This window comes from Periweissella cryptocerci (genome assembly GCF_004358325.1).
In the GTDB taxonomy this organism is placed as follows: Bacteria; Bacillota; Bacilli; order Lactobacillales; family Lactobacillaceae; genus Periweissella; species Periweissella cryptocerci.
Genome location: NZ_CP037940.1, coordinates 704,011 through 724,712, shown reverse-complemented (window position 1 = coordinate 724,712; position 20,702 = coordinate 704,011). Strand labels below are relative to the sequence as shown.

At 40.0% G+C, this 20,702-nt stretch carries 16 protein-coding genes and 1 pseudogene; 13 read left to right on the top strand and 4 right to left on the bottom strand.

The features are described from left to right. Nucleotides 1-227: 227 nt before the first annotated feature. From EQG49_RS03380 to trmB, 3 genes are read left to right on the top strand one after another with little or no spacing between them, the layout of a single operon-like run. Nucleotides 228-956: an ABC transporter ATP-binding protein gene (locus tag EQG49_RS03380; RefSeq protein WP_133362645.1), complete on the top strand. Its 729-nt coding sequence runs from the start codon at nucleotides 228-230 to the stop codon at nucleotides 954-956. A 3-nt stretch (nucleotides 957-959) separates the two neighbouring features. Then, on the top strand, nucleotides 960-2,159 hold the full coding sequence (locus EQG49_RS03375; RefSeq protein WP_133362644.1) for an ABC transporter permease: 1,200 nt from the start codon (nucleotides 960-962) through the stop codon (nucleotides 2,157-2,159). A 19-nt stretch (nucleotides 2,160-2,178) separates the two neighbouring features. Beyond that, nucleotides 2,179-2,856, top strand: a complete 678-nt coding sequence (gene trmB, locus EQG49_RS03370; protein WP_133362643.1) for a tRNA (guanosine(46)-N7)-methyltransferase TrmB — start codon at nucleotides 2,179-2,181, stop codon at nucleotides 2,854-2,856. 122 nt (nucleotides 2,857-2,978) lie between these two features. Here trmB and EQG49_RS14150 read toward each other — a convergent pair. Next, a pseudogene (locus EQG49_RS14150) lies at nucleotides 2,979-4,527 on the bottom strand (IS1182 family transposase). Between the two features lie 1,061 nt (nucleotides 4,528-5,588). Here EQG49_RS14150 and EQG49_RS03360 point away from each other — a divergent pair. After that, the gene (locus tag EQG49_RS03360; RefSeq protein ID WP_133362642.1) at nucleotides 5,589-6,884 is read left to right on the top strand and encodes a bifunctional folylpolyglutamate synthase/dihydrofolate synthase; all 1,296 of its coding nucleotides are present in this window, start codon (nucleotides 5,589-5,591) and stop codon (nucleotides 6,882-6,884) included. Between the two features lie 30 nt (nucleotides 6,885-6,914). Beyond that, nucleotides 6,915-8,438, top strand: a complete 1,524-nt coding sequence (locus EQG49_RS03355; RefSeq protein ID WP_133362641.1) for a UDP-N-acetylmuramoyl-L-alanyl-D-glutamate--2,6-diaminopimelate ligase — start codon at nucleotides 6,915-6,917, stop codon at nucleotides 8,436-8,438. A 196-nt stretch (nucleotides 8,439-8,634) separates the two neighbouring features. Here EQG49_RS03355 and EQG49_RS14035 read toward each other — a convergent pair whose 3' ends face one another. Genes EQG49_RS14035 through EQG49_RS03340 form a run of 3 tightly spaced genes read right to left on the bottom strand, consistent with a single transcriptional unit; the run spans nucleotide 8,635 to nucleotide 9,934 of the window. Beyond that, complete coding sequence (locus tag EQG49_RS14035; protein ID WP_133362640.1) at nucleotides 8,635-9,060, bottom strand: transposase; 426 nt, start codon at nucleotides 9,058-9,060, stop codon at nucleotides 8,635-8,637. An 8-nt stretch (nucleotides 9,061-9,068) separates the two neighbouring features. After that, the gene (locus tag EQG49_RS14030; protein WP_279232833.1) at nucleotides 9,069-9,335 is read right to left on the bottom strand and encodes a transposase; all 267 of its coding nucleotides are present in this window, start codon (nucleotides 9,333-9,335) and stop codon (nucleotides 9,069-9,071) included. Next, complete coding sequence (locus EQG49_RS03340; RefSeq protein ID WP_133362638.1) at nucleotides 9,302-9,934, bottom strand: transposase; 633 nt, start codon at nucleotides 9,932-9,934, stop codon at nucleotides 9,302-9,304. The genes EQG49_RS14030 and EQG49_RS03340 overlap by 34 nt, the downstream gene beginning before the upstream one ends. A gap of 555 nt (nucleotides 9,935-10,489) precedes the next feature. Between EQG49_RS03340 and EQG49_RS03335 the strand changes: the two genes are divergently transcribed. The 8 genes from EQG49_RS03335 to gatB all read left to right on the top strand — a co-directional run bounded on the left by EQG49_RS03335 (nucleotide 10,490) and on the right by gatB (nucleotide 20,568). Then, nucleotides 10,490-12,985, top strand: a complete 2,496-nt coding sequence (locus EQG49_RS03335; protein WP_133362637.1) for an Ig-like domain-containing protein — start codon at nucleotides 10,490-10,492, stop codon at nucleotides 12,983-12,985. A 1,883-nt stretch (nucleotides 12,986-14,868) separates the two neighbouring features. Further along, nucleotides 14,869-15,414, top strand: coding sequence for an aggregation-promoting factor C-terminal-like domain-containing protein (locus tag EQG49_RS03330; RefSeq protein WP_165964752.1), 546 nt, complete (start codon nucleotides 14,869-14,871; stop codon nucleotides 15,412-15,414). Between the two features lie 217 nt (nucleotides 15,415-15,631). Further along, nucleotides 15,632-15,934, top strand: coding sequence for an HU family DNA-binding protein (locus EQG49_RS03325; RefSeq protein WP_423245976.1), 303 nt, complete (start codon nucleotides 15,632-15,634; stop codon nucleotides 15,932-15,934). Between the two features lie 400 nt (nucleotides 15,935-16,334). After that, nucleotides 16,335-16,874 carry a cysteine hydrolase family protein gene (locus tag EQG49_RS03320; RefSeq protein ID WP_133362634.1) on the top strand — a complete coding sequence of 180 codons (540 nt, stop codon included), beginning with the start codon at nucleotides 16,335-16,337 and terminating at the stop codon, nucleotides 16,872-16,874. A gap of 35 nt (nucleotides 16,875-16,909) precedes the next feature. Next, nucleotides 16,910-17,278, top strand: a complete 369-nt coding sequence (locus EQG49_RS03315) for a hypothetical protein (RefSeq protein ID WP_165964751.1) — start codon at nucleotides 16,910-16,912, stop codon at nucleotides 17,276-17,278. Between the two features lie 91 nt (nucleotides 17,279-17,369). Next, nucleotides 17,370-17,684: an Asp-tRNA(Asn)/Glu-tRNA(Gln) amidotransferase subunit GatC gene (gatC, locus tag EQG49_RS03310; protein WP_133362632.1), complete on the top strand. Its 315-nt coding sequence runs from the start codon at nucleotides 17,370-17,372 to the stop codon at nucleotides 17,682-17,684. Continuing rightward, nucleotides 17,684-19,141 carry an Asp-tRNA(Asn)/Glu-tRNA(Gln) amidotransferase subunit GatA gene (gatA, locus tag EQG49_RS03305; protein ID WP_133362631.1) on the top strand — a complete coding sequence of 486 codons (1,458 nt, stop codon included), beginning with the start codon at nucleotides 17,684-17,686 and terminating at the stop codon, nucleotides 19,139-19,141. The genes gatC and gatA overlap by 1 nt, the downstream gene beginning before the upstream one ends. Then, entirely contained in the window at nucleotides 19,141-20,568 is a 1,428-nt protein-coding gene (gene gatB, locus EQG49_RS03300; protein WP_133362630.1) for an Asp-tRNA(Asn)/Glu-tRNA(Gln) amidotransferase subunit GatB, read from the top strand. Before gatA ends, gatB begins: the two co-directional genes overlap by 1 nt. The last annotated feature ends 134 nt before the right edge of the window (nucleotides 20,569-20,702 follow it).

Genomic DNA, 20,702 nt, shown 5'->3' with positions numbered 1-20,702 from the left:
CCGCAGGTAGCGTTATGGCTGATAAATGTTGGGTGCAATGACTCAGTTACAAGCAAGTGCAGCAACGAAGCCCCACGTAGAAATAACGGAGCCAATAACGTTCATTGTAAATAAAAAAAGCCATTTTCATAAAGTCCGCAGGGTGGTCCATATGTTATACTTAATCGGTATAACTTTATTATAAAGCAAATAAGTGAAAATATTATGAAAGGTCCACGATAATAACAATGACATTAACAGTAAATCACTTGGTCGGCGGGTACTCGCAGGTACCAGTTATCAAGGATATTAGTTTTGAAGTAAGCAACAACGAATTAGTCGCACTGATTGGTTTGAACGGGGCCGGAAAATCAACAACCATTAATCATATTATTGGTTTATTGACGCCCCAACACGGTGATATTACGATTGATGGTAATTCATTGATGGCTGATCCAACCGTCTATAAAGAAAAAATTGCATATGTACCAGAACAACCGGTCCTCTATGAGGAATTAACATTAAAAGAACATCTTGATTTAACCATCATGGCGTATCAATTAGATGAAAAAACGGCGTGGGCAAAAGCTGACCGCTTGCTAAAAATATTCCGTTTGGATAATAAATTAGAATGGTTCCCTGCTAACTTCTCAAAAGGGATGAAGCAAAAGGTGATGATTGTGAATGCCTTCATGACCGAAGCCGATGTGTTTATTATCGATGAACCATTTTTAGGACTCGATCCACTAGCAGTTCACGATTTGTTAGATTTAATTGATGAAGTTAAAGCTAATGGAGCCGCTGTGCTGATGTCAACGCACGTCTTAGATACGGCTGAAAAGCATGCAGATAAGTTTGTGTTGTTGCACAACGGGGTTATTCAAGCTCAAGGTACGTTAGCTGATTTACGGGCAGAATTTCCAGAAGCTGGTGAATCGCTAGATGAAATCTACTTAACCTTAGCGAAAGAAGGTTAAGCTATGAACGAATTATTTACGCAACGGCGCAAGGTTCACTTTGCACGTATGATGAAGTATCTACGTCTGGTTTTTAATGATCAATTCACAATCGCGATTATGTTTTTTGTCGGTGGTTTAGGCTTCTGGTATTCAGGCTTCTTGAAGTCATTGGAATTTGCTTGGTGGGAAAAATTCATCGGGATGGCGTTGATGATTGGGTTACTACAACTTGGTCGTCTCGCAACCTTATTGAAGCCCGCCGATAAAGTATTCTTGATGGCGCAAGAAGTGAATATGGAACGGTACTTGAAAAAAGGTTTCTGGCATAGCATGTGGTTAGCACAATTCATGCAAATTATTGGATTAATTATTATGTTGCCATTCTTACAAGTTGCGTTCCAAGCGAGCTTTATTCAAGCATTGTGGTTGTTCCCAACCTTTATTGTCTTTAAGGCCTTAATTTTGTATGACCAAATGCAAAGCTACTACAGTCAACACAATGTATTGTGGCTGAAGATAGTCTTGCCATTGATTACGTTTGCCTTGTTCGGGGTTCGCCTTGATATGGCGTGGGCGTTTATCTTTGTCTTACTAGCTGCGGGTGGTCGCATTATCGTCCGGGATAAATTCTGGAACGGGATGTTTAACTGGAATCAAGCGATTGAAGATGAAGCTAGTCGGCAATTGTCGATTTATCGCTTCTTCAATTTGTTCACGGATGTGCCTTTGATTCAAGGGAAGACTAAGCGTCGGGCTTGGCTTGATGGCTGGTTTAACCGCTTACCCAAAAACCAAGATAATGTCTATACCAATTTATATTGGCGTGGGTTATTACGGGGGGATGAATACTTTGGTTTACTAGTCCGTTTGACTGCTATTGGTGGCGTTGCCGCGTACTTTGTCCATGACAAGTTCGTGACACCACTGATTTTAGTTTTAATTGTCTACCTGATTGGTTTTCAATTATTACCATTATTTGATAATTACGATGAAATCGTCTTTACGCGTTTGTATCCTACCGATGCCAAAACGCGCCAAAAGAATTTCAACGGTGTGCTCGTAAGAATTTTGAGCATTGTCGGCTTTGTGATGATTGTGGCTAATTTAATTGGTCAATTTAACTTAATAACAATATTAATTAGCTTAGCGCTAGTAATTGCCGAAATTATGCTCTTTAGTTTCGTCTATGTACCAAGCCGGATAGCTAAAAAACAACAATAAGAAGATTGAGGATTTTTATATGCGTTTACGTCGGAAACCATGGGCTGTCGCTTGGCTCGCAGACCATGCTGATTTAGTTATTACCCAAGATAAGGCTGTGAGTTTGAAGGGTCAATGGCAAAGTATTTTTGCTAAAGAACAACCAATTCACGTTGAAATTGGTACGGGTAAAGGTCAATTTATTATTGGCATGGCAAAACAATATCCAGAAACTAATTTCATCGGAATGGAAATTCAAGAAGGCGCAGTGGCTGTTGCTGCCCGTAAAGCAGATGAAGATGAAGATGCTTTGCCAAACTTGAAGTTCATCTATGGTGATGGCGCCGGAGTTGATACGTATTTTGCCGCTGAAGAAATTAGCAAAGTATTCTTGAACTTCTCTGATCCATGGCCAAAGACTGGTCATGAAAAGCGTCGTTTAACGTATGCATCATTCTTAAAGAGTTACCAAGCTGTATTGCCAGAAGCCGGTGAACTTGAATTTAAGACTGATAATCGTGGCTTGTTTGAATATTCATTAGGTAGTTTCGCCAACTATGGTGAAGCTGGTGCACGGTTGAAGACTGATAAGTTGTGGTTAGATATGCACAATGAAGATCCGGCTAACCTTGAAACAAATGTTGAAACAGAATATGAACAAAAATTCAAAGTAAAAGGTCCAATCTACAAGTTCCTTGGGCACTTTGAAAATAAATAATATTTTGCAAAGGAGCTGGGACAAAACCTTAGCTCGTTATAAATAAATAGGCCTCAAGATTTCGTTTTTTGAAATCTTGAGGCCTATTTTTTATGTATATATTGTTTACTCACGAAAAGGCATCATTTGGTGGCCAATTTCTTCATGTTCATTGCCATCAAGGCGATTCCGACTTCACGTTTCACTCGCTCGATCCCTCTGACCGAGAAGCGAGTGAACCCAAAATAAGCTTTCAATCTGCCGAAAACCGATTCTACGTCAATCTTTCGTTGGGCGTAGATGGCTTGGTTTTCTTCTTTTGAAAACTCACTTCTAATTTTCGCTTTATGATATTCAAATGCCGGATTCACTGTATTTTTCTCGTATATCCTTTAGGCGTAACGGCAGCCCGGCAATATCTCTAAATTTTCCGTCTGAGCTTCAGCTTCATAAACTTTAAAGTCACGAACGAATCCGTATTTATCAGTTCGTTTACTTAGACGTTTAAAATTAAATCTAACGTTTCGTGGGTCCACATAATAGTCATCTTCCGCACAGTAATTCCAATTCATGACTTTCCGTTCATCGGTCTGCCACTTTTTGCTGGTTTCTTTTAACATCGTGCCGTATGGAATCAGCACTGTAGTAGCTGGGTATTCATCTTCGAGTTGCCGATAATTACTTTCCGAACCATATCCGGCATCTGCGACAATCGTTGAACCCAACGTTTCGTATTGTTTGAGTTGATCAACAAAAGGCATCAACGTACGCGTATCAGTTGGATTTTGGAAAATTCCATAGCCTAAGACAAATTGAGCGTTGGTAGCGATTTGTAAATTATAGGCTGGTTTCAATTGACCATTCTGCATGTAATCTTCTTTAACCCGCATGAAAGTAGCGTCAGTATCAGTCTTGGAATAGCTATTGCGTTCATTATAAAGTTTTCTATTTGGTGTGTTGATACGCTAGCTTTTGTCGAATATGTTCACCTTATTAAGGTGCTTTTTAGTATTCCGGCGCGCTTGTTTGGCGGGGTTAGGCGACACTTTCTGTGTAGCTACGACTTGTTGTTCTTGTTTTGCTAAGTACGATTCTAGGTGCGCAATCACATCGTCTAATTCTTCAACTGACAAATCAGTATATTCTGGTAACTGTAATGATTGTTGTTCTGCCATAATATCTTGAATTAATTGTTGAGCTTTGACGGTATTCATTTTATCGAAACGAATTGTGTTTTCTTCTCCACACAAAACTGAAACTTGTTTGGCATCCGCTAAAATTTTGGTAACCGTCAATATAGATTACATCATCAATATATCCTTTGTCGTGAAGTAATTTGGTGAAACGCGAAAACCGCCGAGCTAATCATGGCTTCTGACAAGTCTGACACTCGGAAACGATTTAATTTGTGCGATATGATGGCTGTGCTTCTTGAGTCAGCCACATCGCAATAATGTTTTCTTGGGCGAACTCGGCAATCCGCCGACCGCTACGCACGCCACGGGTATATGCGAATAAAACTAGTTTCATCATTAATCGTGGATCATACTCAAGTGGTCGACCAGTAGTATAGAAGATAGTTACGTCCATGTCCTCAACTAATTCGTTAATGTAGTGTGCCACATGATTTTTATCAGGTTCATAAGCCGTTGGAATATCCAACATGATTTGGTTCATGTTATAATTTTTCATAGGGAATACCTCACTGTGAATAAGGGACGACCGACTTGATAACGTTGCTGTTACAGCGTTATCTTTACATATAATTATACTAAAAAGAGCTTAACCGCACGCTTTTCAGCACTTGGTTAAGCTCTTTTTGGGTCTGGAGTTATGTCCCAGCCCCTTTTTGTTCTATTCAGTCTGACATGGGATTGAATAAAATTGACCACTACGCGCCGGTAAATTACTTGGCGCACCACGCTGGAAGCAGCCTCCCAAGCCAAAGTGCGGTCTTGGTCGGTTCGGATAAGCTGGGACCCTAAGGAATAAATTCCTAAGACTCCTCATCCCATCCTCAGCGGCGACATGTGTTGCACACATATCACCCCAGTCGCGGTGTAAAGGCTGCGCCCGCCAAGTAATTTACCGCCACTTCGTTAGTTCGGAATAATGCTCAAACTAGCGAAAAACAGTCGTTAGGGGCCGAAGTGTATGAAAAACCAACTGAGCCGTTGAAATAACGCACAAGTTCAATCGATTGGTAATTCGGTGGTTGTTCAGACTTTATTATATGTAAAATAACACTAATCAAAATTGGTTCGTGAAATCGATGTGTTATTGATATAGCATGTCTATTTTTTTGTAATCTGCGTTTTTATTGAGGTAAGGTGTCTGTGATGAAAATATTGCTTTCAGACAATTTTTTTTGGGGTGCAGATTTAATCAAATCAGTTATCGCTAATTTTGCGATGTGTTCAAAACTAGTACCCAAGGTATATTCCGTGATACGTGAGTGCTCTTAAACAAAAGTACAGAAAATAAAATCCAACGTCAGACGGGGCGAGACATGATTCATATAGCGCGAAGCGGCCCATAATGCTGATATAAATAATAGCAAGTAGTTAAGAATTCGTATTAACGTGGGGAGAACGAATTTGTTTCAGCCGAGAACACTGGGAATATGCTAAAATGGAATGGATATGGATTGCTGGGTATATGCTAGCAATATTTATGTGGTGTTGGTTCGTCGGCACAAATAGTTACTTATACGGTGTTGATTATTAGACACAAGTAGGATGGAGCATTTTAATATGACAGTACACGAAGATTATGTAAAATTAGTTAAAAAATTTGATAAATCGTGGAGAGTGGTCCATGAAAACCGCGTTCCATTTTTAAAAGAAGTTATTGGATGGCTCGATAATCCAGATGAACAACTCAAAATTATTCACATTGGTGGAACCAACGGTAAGGGTTCAACTGGTGAAATGATTAATGAAGTTTTATTAGCACAAGGTTATCATGTCGGACACTTTGCCAGTCCAGCGGTATACACCAGTCGTGAACAAATCTCATTTGATGATGAAATGATTACCGAAGCTGAATTTATTAAATATTTCAAGCAAATCTATAAAGTAGTCCAAGCACATGGCAAGGGCATCAAGGATATTTCATCGTTTGAATGGTGGACTTTGGTTGCATTAGTTAGTTTTGCGGAAAAAAACGCAGATTTTGTAGTTTTAGAAGTGGGTTTAGGTGGGGAACAAGATGCCACTAACTTGATTTCTAGTGCGATGCTAGATATTTTTACTAAGATTTCTTACGATCACCAAGCAATTTTAGGTGACAAGCTAGAAGGAATCGCCAAAATCAAGGCGGGGATTATTAAGCCGGGTGCGACTGTGATTTCGTATAATGGCCAAGATGTAGCCGTAAAGCGAATTTTGAAGGAAGCAACTGAAACTGCCGGGGCAAAGTGGTACGACGGTAAATCACCGGTAATCACAACATTTAAAGCTAGTCCAGAAGGTACAGTGCTTAAAGTTGATGGCAATACGGATGTGTTTTTGGGCTTAGCAGGTCAGTATCAAGTATTGAACTTGAACACCGCGATTCAAGCGGTACATGCTTTGCGCGATTTGGGTGTTGAAATCTCAAGTGATGCGGTGCGTAATGGGTTAAAAAATGCGAAACTCCCTGGGCGGATGGAATACAATGCAGCGCAGAATATTTTGCGCGATGCGGCGCATAATCCCGATGGCATTCGTGGGTTAGTTGCGTCACTTGCAGCTTGGAAATTACCATTCAAACCCACGGTAGTGCTTGGAATTTTACGCGATAAAAATTATTTATCAATGCTTGAGGATTTATTGCCACAAGTTTCACGCGTAATTGCTGTGACACCAGCTAATCCAGGTCGTGCGTTAACGGCGGATGAGTTGGCCGCACAAATTTTAGAATTAAATAATACTGTAGAAGTTGCGATTGCCGATGATCCAACTGCTGCCATCACATTAGCACGACAAATTCGGGAAAATAGCCAGACCATGATTGTGGTCACTGGTTCGTTCTATACATTGCGAGCCGTTAAGGGAATTAAGTTTTAATCAAGTTTATAAATTAGGGAAGTGAAATAAATGGCCATTAATTGGCAACAAGCAATTGAAATTTTAACTGCGCACAGTCTTTTACAAGATGTGCGTGGAAATGTTAACGGTGATTTTAGTGCGGTGAGTTACGATTCACGTAAAGTGACTCCTGGTACTTTGTTTTTTGCCAAAGGAAATTTTAAGCCGGCATTTTTGACAAGTGCGCGTGAATTAGGCGCCAGTGCTTACGTCACGGATGTTGAATATACTGAAGGTGAACAATTACCACGTTTATTAGTAACCAATGTGCAAAAAGCGATGGCAGTCTTAGGGGCGGCTTTTTATAATAATCCCGAAAAGGATTTATATATCATCGCGTTTACTGGAACCAAGGGAAAAACCACGGGCGCTTATTTTACCCACGAAATTTTACAAGCAAGTACTGGTGGCAAGACGGCCTTATTTTCGACAATTGATCGGATTTTAGGCCCAGATGATCACTTCAAGTCAGATCTTTCAACACCGGAATCGTTGGATTTATTCCATGATATGCGCAAAGCAGTTGATTACGGTATGACCCATTTAGTGATGGAGGTTTCTTCACAAGCCTACAAAAAAAGTCGAGTCTACGGCCTACAATTCGATGTGGGAATTTTCTTAAATATTTCACCAGATCACATCGGGCCAGCCGAGCACCCAACCTTTGCTGATTATTTAGAACACAAATTAATGCTCTTTGATAACAGCCGTAAAGTTATTATCAATGGCGAAACTGATTATTTAGCTGATGTTTATGCGGCGGCAATGCGTCACCACGACGAAGCCGATGTGTATGTTTACGCACGTGAAGCGGCCCAAGTTAAGGTACCTGTTGATGTTTTATTCACGGGTCAAGCTGATTTACATGATAGTAAAATGCATGTTACAACCAATACCAGCAAGGCTGACGCATTGGCAATTGCTGGTGACTACACGTTAAATGTGCCTGGGGATTACAATGAAAGTAACGCAGCTAGTGTGCTAATTGCGGCAGCATTAGCCGGGGCAACCCAACCGGCCATGATCCAAGGACTGAATGAAGTCACGGTACCTGGGCGGATGGAATCATTTCAAACGATGAGTCATGGTGTAGTTTATGTGGATTATGCCCACAACTATGTCTCGATGAAAGCGTTAATGAAGTTCCTACACACTCAACACCCACAGGGCCGTGTTATCGTCGTCTTAGGGGCACCAGGAAATAAGGCGGAATCTCGACGGGCTGGTTTTGGACAAGCGCTTACCGAGCAAGCTAACGTGGTCTGGTTAACTGCTGATGATCCACAATACGAAGATCCGCGAGCAATTGCCGATGAAATTGCAGCTGCAACGGATACTGAAAAAGTTGAAGTCCACTACGAAATGGATCGCCCAACAGCCATTAAACAAGCTATTTCAATGAGCACGGATAAGGATGTTGTTGCGATTGCCGGTAAAGGTTTAGATCCATACCAAAAAATCAACGGGGTCGACACACCATATATTGGTGATATGCAAGTTGCAAGAGACGTTGTTGCTGAGATTGAAGCTTAAAATAAAAAAACGAGAGCAGGCAGTTTGATGCTTTCTGTTGTATACAAAATGGCTCGGTTTTTCGGCTCTGTGTCAAATTCTGTTGGTAGGACTATTTTGGAACTAGAATCTTAATGGATTCTGGTTCCTTTTTTGTTTATTTTGCGAGGATGGAACGGAGTGACATATGAGCCAAATAAATGGAGATTGGGACATCTTAAAAAATCTGACGGATTCGCCAGAGTAAGTGAGCCATATTTTTGTAACCACACGAGTTACGTTTAAGCTGTTTGATTTTGTGGTTCATACCTTCAACGCGTCCATTTGAATAGTTCGAGGTGATGCTGTTTTGAATTCCCTTATAATTCTTGGCGAAAGTCGAAATTGCGCTGTCCATATCGTTTCCCATAATCGTGTAATGAGTGATGATGTCTTCGAAACCTGATAAATCTTTGTTATGCATTGCTTTCATAATTTCCTGATATGCAGTCCAAACCTGACCAAATTCAGGATATTCGTCGAAGACGATGCCAATCGCTTGTTCTTGTGTTAGATATTCATTAATTCCACGCATTGTAATAAGGTTTCGGTTTTTTTCGAGATCCTCATACATCATGTGGAAGATTTCCATTTGACTCTTCATGATTTTTATTAGGCTCGATTATTTTGTTTATCATCAATGCGTTTTTGAATGTTCTTACGAACACTATCCAAGGCGTTACCGATACGCTGAGCGATATGGAAGCCGTCGATAATGATTTCTGCGTTCGGAAATAAGAACTTAATGAAACTGGCGTATTGAGCGTTCATATCCATGACAACGTGCTTAACACGCTTCCGATTAGCTAGTGAAAATCCAAGAAAATATTGTTTGATTGTTTTGGTTAGTCGATTGGGCAGTACTTCAAATTGCTTGATTGAAGTGGCATCACACCAAATAAAGCTAAACTGATCATTGGCTGAGCGGAACTCATCCCATGGAAAATAGCTTCGGTAATTGTTGTTTTAAAATTGTATTGATACTTGTATTGTCCGCCTTCGTATATTGCGTCATATTCGATTCGTTGTACAGAATTAGGTGAGATATGAAGGTGCTTAGCTACAGTTTTTTCTGTCATCATATCTTCGTTTAGATTCTGTTTTACGATTACTTTCGTGTTTCGTGAAATTTGGCAGTTCTTTTCGAAGTCGGATGACGCTGCTGTAAATGTATTACCACAATTCTTACAGTGAAAACGTTGTTTACGCAGCGCTAAGCGCACATCCCACAAGCTCGTGCCAGTGAGTCGCATCTCGGTTGAAGTCCACCCCCAGTGCTCGACGCAATCACGAAAACCACAGTCACTGCATCGGCTAACGGAATAGGTTAAATTAGCGGTATAAATTAAGCATTTATGTCGCTTGTCTCCGCGACCACGATAATCAAAATAGTTCCATTCTCCTGCTTCATTGTCGGTAAAATGGATGTTTTTATCTTTTAAATTTAACTCACGTAAGATACAATTGTCTTGGGACATAATAAATAACCTCGCATACTTTTTGATTTTTGTCGGTTGGAACGTGGTGATGGACATTTAATATGTCCTTTTTGTTTTGTACATAATTATCTATTCTAGGCTCATCTGTCGCTTTGCTCCACCCTCGCGAAGAACATAAAAAACTGCTGACGGATTTCTCCACCAACAGTAAAAAGTATAGAGCCGGTTTTTCCTTTATATGGAAAAGCTGAGTCATTTTTTATTATGCCTTATAAAATAATAAACAAAAAATGCCACCGCGCATATGGGGGGAGCGTGGTGGCCATGCATTTCAACATGTGGGGGACAATAAAGATTAATTGGAAATCTTTATAGGCACATTATATGCTTGACCAATCAAAGTGTCCAACAATCAGCTTACGAAAAAAGCCGAGTATATTGGTTATCTGTATAGTACAAAGCAAATTTAATTCTGTCGTTGGGCGCATGTGATTTTATTTTGAAGAAGTTGAAAATACTGTGACTTCCCACCTATGGAACGTTAAGTTTGCTATGCTAGATATAATAAAGAAAATTATAAAGGAGCTTTCTGCCATGGCGAAATATCGAAAAATGTTACTCGGAACGATGGCAAGCGTCGTTGCGCTGGGATTACTCGCTAATCCCCAGCCTGTCGAAGCTAGTTCAAAGTTAAATATCAATGCCATCTATGCAGCGGACCGTTATGTACACGGAACCGTTGCTAAGCCAGGTCGATTAACAATTCGTCGTGGTAACGAAACTATCTTATCTAAGAAGGTTAAGCAAGGTAATTTCAAGTACGTGATTAAGACCGGTAAGCAATTGAAACCGGGTCAAAAATTAACAATTAAAGTTAAAGCTGGCCGGAAGGTTCAACAAAAGAAATTAACGGTTAAGCGGGCGCATTTGAAACAAGCAACAAGCTATCAAAAAGCTAAGACCGTGTATGGAACAACTGTTGCGTTTGGAAATCTTGAAGTTCGTTCCGAAAAAGGTAAGGTATTAGCTCGTGGTCGCGCTAATCGGTATGGCGAATACACGGTTAAATTAAAAAAACAATATCGAGTTGGTACCAAATTACGCGTTAAAGTCAGTCGCGGAGCATATACAAAGACTAAGCTAATAAAGATTAAAAAAACACCAAAAATCAAGAAATTAAAAGTTAACAGCATCCAAGGTAACAAAGACGGTATAGCCAAAGTTAGCGGAACTAGTAGTGTTAAAAATGGTAAAATTACCATTAAACGAAATGGAAAAGTTTTAAAAACTACTAAAACTAGCGTTAAGGGTAAGTACAGCGTTAAAGTTACTAAGCTTAAGGATAAGCAAAAATTAAATATCCAAGTTAAAAACATTAAAACTGGAGCCACTAAGCAAGTTAACAAAAAAGTGGTAATGTACCCAATTAATCATGGTGTTAAGGCCAATTATGCCAGTGCAAACACTGTTCAAGCATTGATTGCAACGTTGAAGGCCCAAAATAAAAATACTTGGAATTACTCATATACGCTGTTGAAAAAAGACGCACATATGAATCAAGCGTTTTTACAAGATTTGCAAAAAATTCAGAAAATTGATTTGATTTCAAACGATCAAGTTTACCATCAAAGTGTTTACTTGGGTGAAAATGACAAACTGACAAATATCCAAGATTTGAAATTTGTGCCCAATCTTAAATTCTTGAACCTAGTTAATCAGACTAAGTTGACTAACTTGACCAACGTTGCATTTCCTAAAACAATGACGACAATTGGTTTGAAAAACACCGGAATTACAAGTTTAGCCACCGCAACATTACCAGATACCATTACTAATTTAACGTTGGAAGATAATAAAAAATTAACAACGTTAAATGGTACTAAGTTGCCTCAGACAATTTGGCAAAATTTAACGATTAATAATAGCCCAATTACAACGATGAATAATGTTCGTTGGCCGAAGAAAGTTACCAATGTTTCGGTGATGAACTCACAAATTGACAATGCGAATGTTAAAGTTTTGGCGGCTAATTTAAAGCCAACACGTAGCTTGAACTTGAACCGTAACAATCGAATTACGTCAATTGCCGGAGTTCAGTTTCAAGGCACATTCCTATACTTCACGATGGCTGGTGCAGGGCAACAAGGAAAATTAACAGACATTACAGGATTGAAATTACCAAGTACGGTACGCGATGTTTCATTTTTTAATAATCAAATTCGGCAGTTGCCAAGTGATGATGCGTGGCCAAATGTCAAAATTCTAGAATTGACCCGCAATAAGTTAACGAGTTTACAACCTTTGGTGGGCTTGAAACAGCTTGAAAAGTTATTTGTGAATGAAAATAATTTAGCTAACCTCAATGGTTTGCCTACGACTAATTTGAAGACATTGGAAGCAAAGAACAATAAGCTTACAGGGTTAGCAAGTGGGGTACTTCCTGATACACTGTTTGATCTTAATTTATCAAATGACACCAAAGCAACCCTTGGCTTGAATTCGACTACGACTTTGAATAACAATCGGATTACTACGTTAGCTAATGTGCAGTTACCAGCTAAGTTAAAACACCTCTACCTTAATCGCAACAGCTTACAAAGCATTGCTAGTGTACAATTCCCAGCAAGTTTGCAAACATTGGTGGCAAAAAATAATAACTTAGACAAATTCCCACAATATTTACCTGGTGATTTGAAGCGATTGAACTTAGCCTCTAATCAATTACAAAATTTTGACGGGGTGCATCAATTACCCGCAGGCTTGATTTCGCTTGACTTGAGCCATAATCGCTACGCAAATGGATTCTTACCCAATGCAACGGTTAAAATGTTAGCAGTTAATGTATTGCGCCAACTTGAGTACCTATCATTTAGCAATCAGCTGAATAATCAAACTGGCAAATATAATAGCAAGGTCGTTGTTAATTCAATCAATGAATTCCAATTGATTGGTGGCATTTTCTCAGAACGTGTCGTTTACGGGGTCACATATAAAGGCGCCAAAGATGGAGATGAAAATAAGTCCTTGGAAGAAAATGAAGTAACAACCGCAGCAAAACCAATTAACAAACGTGAAACATTGAAAAAATAGTTAAAGCTAATATTGTTGGCCTCGATTCTATCCGTAACAGGAAATGGAATCGGGGCTATTTTGTCTGACGTGGGATTGAATAAAATTGGCCACTCCGTGCCAGTAAATTACTTGGCGCACCACACTGGAAGTACATTACCAAGCCAGTCTGTGCTTATGCCTGCGAACCGGCAACGCAAAACATCCCAGCATTTTGTTTCACAAAATACTGAATTTAATCCTAACGCGATTAGATTAGCCTTGCAGGCTGGATGTCTGTCTTGGCAAACTCAGGTAAGCTGGGACTTTAAGGAATAAATTCCTAAGAGTCCTCATCTTATCCCCAGCGGAAGTATGTGCTGCACACATATTCCCCCAGTCGCGGTGTACAGGCTACGCCCGCCAAGCAATTTACTGCCACTCCGTTAGTTTGGAATAATTCTCAAACTAGCGAAAACCAGTTACCAACAACAGGCCACGGTAGCATGGAAAAAATAACACTGACAATAGAATCTCAGAAATTCGATGACTGAAAAGTGCAGAAACGACAATTCCACGTTAGAAAAATATGGCCGCTATTTTGTATTAATCAAAATGCCAAATACGCGCAACGATAAAATTTTGGCTGCCAGCAGAAAATTCATTGGGCGATTTTGGATTGGAATGGCGGTTGATTTAATTTTGTAACGGATGCAATTGTTGTGTTTAGTTATCATTTATTCGCTAGATGAAATCAGATGATTGGTGGTTGGCAGCAGTTGGGCAATAAAATATTTTTGCATAATTGTATATTTCTCTTTTGCTGTAGGACAATGCGGTAAAAACATGAGTGTGACTTGTTATGTGCACTAGTTGAATAATGTTACGGAAATTGGTGGTTTTAGCCATCAAGTCACTGTTTTTTGTTATTTTAACCTCTTTATTGGTATATGCAATAAGGAGGTTAAAAAGGAACTTGTTATTACCAACAAGGGATTGCTGCAGTGTGGATATAATTGAACTTATTTGTGCGATGTTTTGGTATTGCAGTAGCTGGAAATGCAGCGTTTTACGACCGATTTTGAAAGGTGAGTATAGAAAATACGTAAAAACAGGTGCCGAATATTTCCCGAGAAGGACTTGCATATGCAATTTCTGATGGTGAATTGTGGGTACACTCTGGGCGTTTTACTAGTGCAATTGGTTAGGAAAATATCGAGGGATTAATGTTTCACGGTTAAAATTACGGCTAGCGGTCTAATTGTGACACCGCCGTCACAACGAGGATTAGTGAATTTCTGCAATGTAACGATTAGTAATATTAAAGCACCAGTATGAGTCGCAGATATCAAAGGTGCCGATTTGAGTGTGGATCCTAATTTGCATACTCCCGCCGAAATCGTATGAAGCGGATTGTGTTATATAGTAGATTGGAATTAGGTGCCATCGTGCTTGTTGTATTCGGTACAGAGGCAATACGTATAAAATGCAACCGAGAATAAACTAAGTGTTACGGCTAGTGACAGGGCAGCAACTGTGGTGTGAAAGGGAAGATAGAAGTTTGTGTTGAGAAAACTGGAACAGATAAGTTTTCAATTACTTCATATAATATTGAAAATAATTAATTTAAAGGGCAAATTGAACGGTTGTTACCAATCAAATTACGCAATACGAGAATAATGCAAGAAAGCAACAGGATGTAATGATAAGGTCGATTTCATACTGGATAATAAATGACTGCAAATAAGCGGTTTATTTTTGTCACGGATTAGTCACGGAAAACTCACAACAACATAACGAAATGATATGTGTATGATAAGTGTTGTGTGAAAGCGATGCCATTTGTAACACTCTTGCAATAATCGACGTGAGATTTCAATATTTGTCTAATAAGCCTGTTATGGAACCACGGTAATATTAAACACATGATAAATTTAAAGAAAAAACTAATGAAGATGATTATGATTACGTTGGCGGTGTTTGTTGTCGGCGGTGCAGTAGCAGTTATTAACGAAGGCCACGCTGAAGCGGCCGTAACAAGTAAGAAAATTAAGAAAGCTAAGAATACAAAGAAAGCTAAAGCGGCGAAGAAGGCCAAAGCAGCTAAAAAGGCCAAGGTGGCGAAAAAAGCTAAAGCGGCTAAGAAAGCCAAGACATCAAAGAAAGCTAAAACATCAAAGAAGGTGAGCAAGACAGCACCAAAGACAACCAAACAAATTGTTAACGACTACGCTCAAAGTCAATATGGTTGGGGTAAAACACAACAAAGTTACTTAAATAAGGTAATTAGTTATGAATCTGGCTGGAACTTAAATGCTGGCAACGGTCCATATCGTGGGCTGTTCCAAACGACTGGTGTTCGTGATATGTCTGCATTAGGCCAAGCGAAACATGGATTGAAATACATTAAATCACGCTACGGTACTCCACAGGGTGCTTGGAAGCATATCCAACGCACGGGCTGGTATTAAAGAGGCGAGTATCAAAAACATAGAACTTAAAAAAACGACTAAATTGGTCGTTTTTTATTTTGCATTTTGGAATGAAGTATGAAAGAGACCCCAAATTTCAGTAAAATTACCCGTTTAAACATGAAAAATGGAAGTTTTTAATATTATTTCAGCGCATAAGTAGCATTAAATCAACGTTTGTGCTAACATTTTATATACTGATAACTCAGTACAAAATATATATAGATTATCGAGGAGTTCACACATGGCTAACAAGCAAGATCTTATCGACCAAGTTGCATCTGCTACTGGTTTAACTAAAAAGGATTCATCAGCTGCTGTTGACGCAGTTTTCAACTCAATCCAAGATTCATTGGCAAAGGGTGAAAAAGTTCAATTGATCGGCTTTGGTAACTTTGAAGTTCGTGAACGCGCTGCTCGTAAGGGTCGCAACCCACAAACTGGTGCCGAAATCGAAATTGCTGCTTCAGTTGTTCCTGCATTCAAGCCTGGTAAGGCATTGAAGGACGCTGTTAAGTAATTTGCGTTTCCGGTTAGTGAAAATTGTCTGACTTCTGGTCGGGCTTTTTTTGTACATAAAATTTGGGCTCTATTCCGTCTGACGTGGAATTTATAAAATGTGATGAGATGTATGATGCCACTGCGTGCCTGAAAATCACATTGTGCACCGAAATGGAAGCACATGCCCAAGCCAAAGGGCGGTCTTGGGCAATTCGGGATAGCTGGCAGTCAAATGGCTAAAGCCAAAAGACTGCTCATCTACCCTCAGCGACAAACCTGACACATGGTGTCACGTCCCATTTCGGTGTCCAGACTGGTTCCAGCCTCGTAGTGGGAATCAACCTGAGACACATATCCAAATTCCACGTTAGAAAAAATTTAGCCAAAATTTGAAGAAAACAAATTGATGAGGAATTCAGATGGAAATTAATTATGATAAAACGCTGCTGGTAGTTATTGATATGCAAACAGTGACCATGAAATTAGCGAAAAAATTTGCAGTACATGACGCGCAAGCTGTTTTGGCTAATAATAATCGATTAATCGAAGCTAGTAATGGGCAGATGTCGGTAGCACTTTTACATGGATTGCCTAAATTTGTACCGGGAAGTTTGGCTAAGCGACTTACTGAATTAGCAACAGACTTGCAACTTCGGCAAGCGGATAATGTTGCAAGTTTTACGAAACATCAGCCATCCGCATATACGTCTGCAGAGTTTCGCGCGTATTTACAAGTACACGAGATTGAAACAATAATATTAACGGGAATTAGTACCGATGATGGCGTGTTGAAGACTGCACGAGAAATGCAATCTGCTGGCTATCACATCATTACGGTAACAGATGCAACAACCACGACTAATCTTAAAAAGTATCAAACTGCCTTAACAGAGCTGATGCAGATTGGCAAGGTTACAACCACTAGTGAGCTGATAAAGGCATTGGTAGTGGCCAAATGAAGTTGCAAAAGGGTGAGCGCTTGTTTGTAGCGATAATGAGTATGTTTGTGGCGGGGATGGCGAGTGTTAATGGCATTTTAACCATTGTTAATCCCACTGGAACTTCAATTGGAATGACGCCAGAAATGCTCCAAATTGGACCGTTCCATAGTTATCTTGTACCAGCGATAATTTTACTGATAATGATTGTGGGCGGGAATCTTGCAATTATTGTCAACCTGTTGCGGAAAACTGAACAATTTAGTTATTTACTAATGATTGTGGGCACGTTTCAGACGGAGTTTATTATTATTCAGTTACTGATGTTTGGCATGATAAATTGGTTGCACGTTATTTATCTGCTGTATGGCATTTACCAAGTTGGTGCGGGAATCCGCTATTTTGGGCTTTATTATGATAATTAAATGATTTGTTAGGTCGCTAAAATTCACACTAAAGTCACAAATTGTGATAAAATGTAGGGATGTAAAATACTTAGAAATAAGGTGGGAATTCATGGAAAACACTGAATTGACTCGCGAAGACGTCCGCCACGTGGCTGGCTTAGCGATGTTAGAGTTTAACGATGAACAATTAGATACATTTACAACACAATTAGATAACATTATGACTTTGATCGATACGCTCGAAGAAGTTGATACAGAAGGTGTACCAGCAACCTTTACTGTTACTGAAAACACGAATGTTTTACGTGAAGACGTAGCGGTGAACGCTAACCAAGCCGAGGCATTATTGGCAAACGCACCTGAAGAAGAAAACGGCTTAATCAAGGTGCCGGCAATTCTTGACGAAAGTGAAGGTGTTAATTAATGAATTACTTTGAAACTGATTTAACTAAGTTACACGAACAATTAGTTAACAAGGAAATTAGCGCGGAAGAATTGACTAAGGCAACTTTGGAAAATATTCATGCGACTGAACCTGATGTTGATGCTTTCATTTCAGTTAATGATGAAGGCGCTTTGGCACAAGCCAAGGCCGTTGATGCCAAGGGAATCGATGCTGATAACTTATTCAGTGGGATGCCAATTGCTATCAAGGACAACATCTTGACTAAGAATATCACCACTACTGCTGCGTCTAAAATGCTTGAAAACTTCAAACCAATCTTTGATGCGACTGTTATGGAAAAATTGAACGCTAAAGACATCGTGATGATTGGTAAGACCAACATGGATGAATTTGCGATGGGTTCTACGACCGAAACTTCATACTTTAAGAGTACGAAGAATGCTTGGGACCACACAAAGGTTCCCGGTGGTTCATCGGGTGGTTCAGCTGCCGCGGTTGCTTCTGGTGAAGTAATTGCTGCTTTGGGTTCTGATACTGGTGGTTCAATTCGCCAACCAGCATCATTTAACGGGATTGTTGGTTTGAAGCCAACATATGGTCGTGTTTCACGTTGGGGATTGATTGCCTTTGGTTCTTCATTGGATCAAATCGGTCAATTTACCCGCACTGTTAAAGACAACGCCGCTGTGTTATCTGCAATTGCAGGGCATGACGACCGCGACCAAACCTCATCAGCACGTGAAGTACCTGATTTCACAGCCGGTTTGACGGGTGATATCAAGGGAATGAAGATTGCCTTGCCTAAGGAATACCTTGAAGAAGGTGTTGACGAAGGCGTTAAAACAACCATTCTTGCTGCTGTTGAACAATTTAAAGCTCTTGGTGCAACTGTTGAAGAAGTAAGTTTGCCACACTCAAAATACGGTGTTGCTGCGTACTACATCATTGGTTCATCGGAAGCTTCATCTAATCTCCAACGATTTGATGGAATCCGTTACGGTTACCGTGCACAAGGTGCCAAAAACCTAGATGACTTGTACATCAAGTCACGTTCTGAAGGCTTTGGTGATGAAGTTAAACGGCGGATTATGCTGGGAACGTTCTCATTGTCAGCTGGTACTTACGATAAGTTCTTCAAAAAAGCGGCCCAAGTCCGGACACTAATCATTCAAGATTTTGAAAATGTCTTTAAGGATTATGATTTAATTATGGGACCTACTGCGCCAACTGTAGCTTTCACGTTGAATGATGAAACTAAAGATCCAAAGGCAATGTACATGAACGATGTCTTGACAATTCCGGTTAACTTCGCCGGCTTACCAGGGATGTCATTGAACGCCGGTTTCTCTGAAGGGATGCCAGTTGGTTTGCAATTGATCGCAAACAAGTTCGATGAAGCAACGATTTACAAGGCTGCTTATGCCTTTGAACAAGCAACCGAATTGTTCAAGCAAGTTCCAGGAGGTCAAAACTAATGAATTTTGAAACAACTATTGGACTTGAAGTCCACGTTGAAATGAAAACAAATTCTAAAGCCATGTCACCTTCACCAGTTGATTACGGTGCAGCAGCTAATGCTAATACCAATGTGATTGACTGGGGTTACCCAGGTGTTTTGCCACAAGCTAACAAAGGGGCCTTGGAATTTGGAATGCGCGCGGCTTTAGCGTTGCACGCTACGGTTGCTAAGGAATCACACTGGGATCGGAAGAACTATTTCTACCCAGATAATCCTAAGGCATACCAAATCACTGAAAAAGAACAACCAATCGGTACCAATGGTTACTTGGATATCGAAGTGGATGGTAAAACTAAGCGTATCGGAATTCGTGAAATGCACGTTGAAGAAGATGCTGGTAAAAATACCCACAATCCCAACGGTTATTCATATGTCGATTTGAACCGTCAAGGAACTCCTTTGATTGAAATCGTTTCAGAAGCTGATATTGCTTCGCCAGATGAAGCGTATGCTTACCTTGAAGCTTTACGCCAAACAATCCAATTTACTGGGATTTCTGACGTTAAGATGGAAGAAGGTTCAATGCGGGTTGATGCGAACTTATCCGTACGTCCAATTGGTCAAACTGAGTACGGTGTTAAAACCGAGTTGAAGAACTTGAACTCATTTAACTACGTGCGTAAGGGACTAGAATACGAAGCTAAGCGTCAAGTCCAAGTATTGATGGCTGGTGGTGAAATTCAACAAGAAACACGCCGTTATGATGAAACAACCGCCACAACATTCTTGATGCGGGTGAAGGAAGAAGCCGAAGATTACCGTTACTTCCCAGAACCAGATTTGGCTCCCGTGGCAATTTCTGATGAATGGGTTGCTAAAGTCCGCGCTGAATTACCTGAAGATGCTCGTGTACGTCGGGCCCGTTATGTCGATGAACTTGGTATCGAACAATATGATGCTGAAGTGATTACCCAAACGCTTGAAATGTCAGACTTCTTCAATGAAACTGTTGCAGAAGGTGCTGATGCTAAGCGTGCCGCTAATTACTTGATGGGTGACGTTAACGCGTACATGAACGACAAGAAAATGGAATTGCTTGATACTAAGTTAACTCCTGCAAACCTTGCCGGCATGATCAAGTTGATTGATGACGGTACAATTTCAACTAAGCAAGCCAAGAAGGTCTTCAAGGCCATCATGGAAGGTGAAGAACCAGTTGCCTACGTTGAAGCAAACGGTTTGAAACAATTGTCTGATCCAGCTATCTTGCAACCAATCATTGATGCTATCTTAGATGATAACCAACAATCAATCGATGACTTCAAGAATGGTAAAGACCGTGCTGTTGGTTTCTTGGTTGGTGCGATTATGAAGCAAACCAAGGGACAAGCTAACCCTAATGTTGTTAACGAACTTTTAATGGCTAGCCTTAACGCGCGTTAATTGGTATGATGTTCTATGCGGTTTGAAATGACTGCAATGATATTCCCGCTTGAAGCGATTACTAAATACAAAAATCACAGTTTAGTCCTGAAATAGGGCTAGCTGTGTATACATAAAATATTTATCCAAGATAG

What these genes read in the sequence shown, in the direction of transcription:
- EQG49_RS03380 (WP_133362645.1), top strand. Translation starts at nt 228, where the DNA reads ATGACATTAACAGTAAATCACTTGGTCGGCGGGTACTCGCAGGTACCA.
- EQG49_RS03375 (WP_133362644.1), top strand. Translation starts at nt 960, where the DNA reads ATGAACGAATTATTTACGCAACGGCGCAAGGTTCACTTTGCACGTATG.
- trmB (WP_133362643.1), top strand. Translation starts at nt 2,179, where the DNA reads ATGCGTTTACGTCGGAAACCATGGGCTGTCGCTTGGCTCGCAGACCAT.
- EQG49_RS03360 (WP_133362642.1), top strand. Translation starts at nt 5,589, where the DNA reads ATGACAGTACACGAAGATTATGTAAAATTAGTTAAAAAATTTGATAAA.
- EQG49_RS03355 (WP_133362641.1), top strand. Translation starts at nt 6,915, where the DNA reads ATGGCCATTAATTGGCAACAAGCAATTGAAATTTTAACTGCGCACAGT.
- EQG49_RS14035 (WP_133362640.1), bottom strand. Translation starts at nt 9,060, where the DNA reads ATGAAGAGTCAAATGGAAATCTTCCACATGATGTATGAGGATCTCGAA.
- EQG49_RS03340 (WP_133362638.1), bottom strand. Translation starts at nt 9,934, where the DNA reads ATGTCCCAAGACAATTGTATCTTACGTGAGTTAAATTTAAAAGATAAA.
- EQG49_RS03335 (WP_133362637.1), top strand. Translation starts at nt 10,490, where the DNA reads ATGGCGAAATATCGAAAAATGTTACTCGGAACGATGGCAAGCGTCGTT.
- EQG49_RS03330 (WP_165964752.1), top strand. Translation starts at nt 14,869, where the DNA reads ATGATAAATTTAAAGAAAAAACTAATGAAGATGATTATGATTACGTTG.
- EQG49_RS03320 (WP_133362634.1), top strand. Translation starts at nt 16,335, where the DNA reads ATGGAAATTAATTATGATAAAACGCTGCTGGTAGTTATTGATATGCAA.
- EQG49_RS03315 (WP_165964751.1), top strand. Translation starts at nt 16,910, where the DNA reads ATGAGTATGTTTGTGGCGGGGATGGCGAGTGTTAATGGCATTTTAACC.
- gatC (WP_133362632.1), top strand. Translation starts at nt 17,370, where the DNA reads ATGGAAAACACTGAATTGACTCGCGAAGACGTCCGCCACGTGGCTGGC.
- gatA (WP_133362631.1), top strand. Translation starts at nt 17,684, where the DNA reads ATGAATTACTTTGAAACTGATTTAACTAAGTTACACGAACAATTAGTT.
- gatB (WP_133362630.1), top strand. Translation starts at nt 19,141, where the DNA reads ATGAATTTTGAAACAACTATTGGACTTGAAGTCCACGTTGAAATGAAA.